This window comes from Lachnoanaerobaculum sanguinis, from assembly GCF_033242365.1.
Lineage (GTDB): Bacteria > Bacillota > Clostridia > Lachnospirales > Lachnospiraceae > Lachnoanaerobaculum > Lachnoanaerobaculum sanguinis.
Map to the genome: position 1 here is coordinate 1 of NZ_BTHK01000040.1, position 1667 is coordinate 1667.

Below are 1667 nucleotides of genomic sequence, written 5' to 3' on the forward strand. Positions count from 1 at the left end.
CATATTAATCTCCATTCCGCGGTCAAGCCGCGGCACAAATAGTAATGAAAGTATTTTACATCTCAACTCTGTGATTTAAAATAGATAACAAGAAGCTATACTACAAAGCACGTGAGGAGAAGTTGTAAAAACTTTCTCTGTTTTAGACAGCATATTAATCAGTGTAAGTTCTGCCTTTTCAAGCACAAATAAGTGGTATCACGAATCCGTACACTAAGAATTGTTAAAGCTCTTCGTTTTATTGTGTGGCAGTTCAGTCAATGGCTTCTTATCTTTTACGAAAGGAGTTACACTTTGAAAGTTACTTATCCAACTTGTTGTGGTGTCGATGTTCACAAATCTTTTCTCGTTGCCACAATCATCAAAACTACCGCCGGTATTGAACCTTCTTATCAAAAGAAGCGATTCTCTACCTTCAACAATTCTATTTTAGACTTTAAATCATGGCTTCTTGAAAATGAATGCCATGATGTCTGTATGGAATCTACAGGTAAATACTGGGTTCCTGTCTTTAATCTTCTAGAAGATCAAATCAATGTTACCATTGCTAATCCCAAATGGGTTAAAGCTGTTAAGGGTAATAAGGATGATACCAAAGATTCTAAATGGATTGGAGACTTATTTCGACTTGGACTTGTAAAAGGCAGTTATATTCCTTGTAAGTCAATTCGTATTCTTAGAGAATACACAAGATATCGCTACAAGCTTGTTTCTTGCCGTTCAAGTGAAAAGAATAGATATCAGAATGCTCTTACTGTTTGTAATATCGCATTAGATTCTGTTGTATCCGATATCTTTGGGAAGTCATCCTCATCCATTATCGATTATCTGCTTGAACAATCAGGTACTACGATTAACCATGAAGAAATCGCTTCAAAACTTCTTAAGAGCCTCAAATCCAAAGAAGACGCTGTGATTGAATCTATCGAAGGATATCAGATGACTGATGCCCAAAAATATCGTATGCGCCTAATTCGCGCACATATAGATTATATCACAGCTGTAATCAATGATGTAGATAAACAGATTGGATCTTTGATTTCTTCTGATCCTGATTATGATAAAGCTATCCTGTTACTAACTACCATTCCGGGTGTCAAACGTGATAGTGCAATTACTATCATCTCCGAAATTGGTATTGATATGTCTCAGTTTTGTAATTCTAAACGCTTATGTTGTTGGGCAGGTCTTACCCCCGGCAACAATGAATCTGCCGATAAGAAGAAATCTGTCCGTATTACACGTGCCGGTGTCTACCTCAAACCTGCATTAGTACAGTGTGCTCATGCAGCCGTGAAATCTGACAAGTCTCCTTACTACAAAAAGAAATATGAATCTCTTGTTAAACGCCGTGGCAAGAAAAGAGCTGTTATTGCCATTGCCCGTATGATCCTTACAGCCATCTACCGGATGCTGTCTACCGGAGAGGTATGGAATCCAAGCGATCTTTACAAAATCGATATGCCTGCACCTTTAGTTGAAAAACAGAAGGCTAAGGCTATCAAGCAAGCCAAAAAACTTTTACAAAAGGAAGGCTTACTTCCTCCTGATAAACCTTTAGCTTCTTGATCAATCTACTAAATCTATATCCTCAAATAAGTTGCCTACTTAAGACAGCTTATTTAAGTGCGCCGGTTTATGGCTTACCTCTACCTTCTTTCACACTA

At 37.7% G+C, this 1667-nt stretch carries 1 protein-coding gene; it reads left to right on the forward strand.

Going from position 1 to position 1667, the window contains the following annotated elements:
- The first annotated feature begins 294 nt into the window (after window positions 1-294).
- The gene (locus SBH76_RS13395; protein WP_317978162.1) at window positions 295-1569 is read left to right on the forward strand and encodes an IS110 family RNA-guided transposase; all 1275 of its coding nucleotides are present in this window, start codon (window positions 295-297) and stop codon (window positions 1567-1569) included.
- The last annotated feature ends 98 nt before the right edge of the window (window positions 1570-1667 follow it).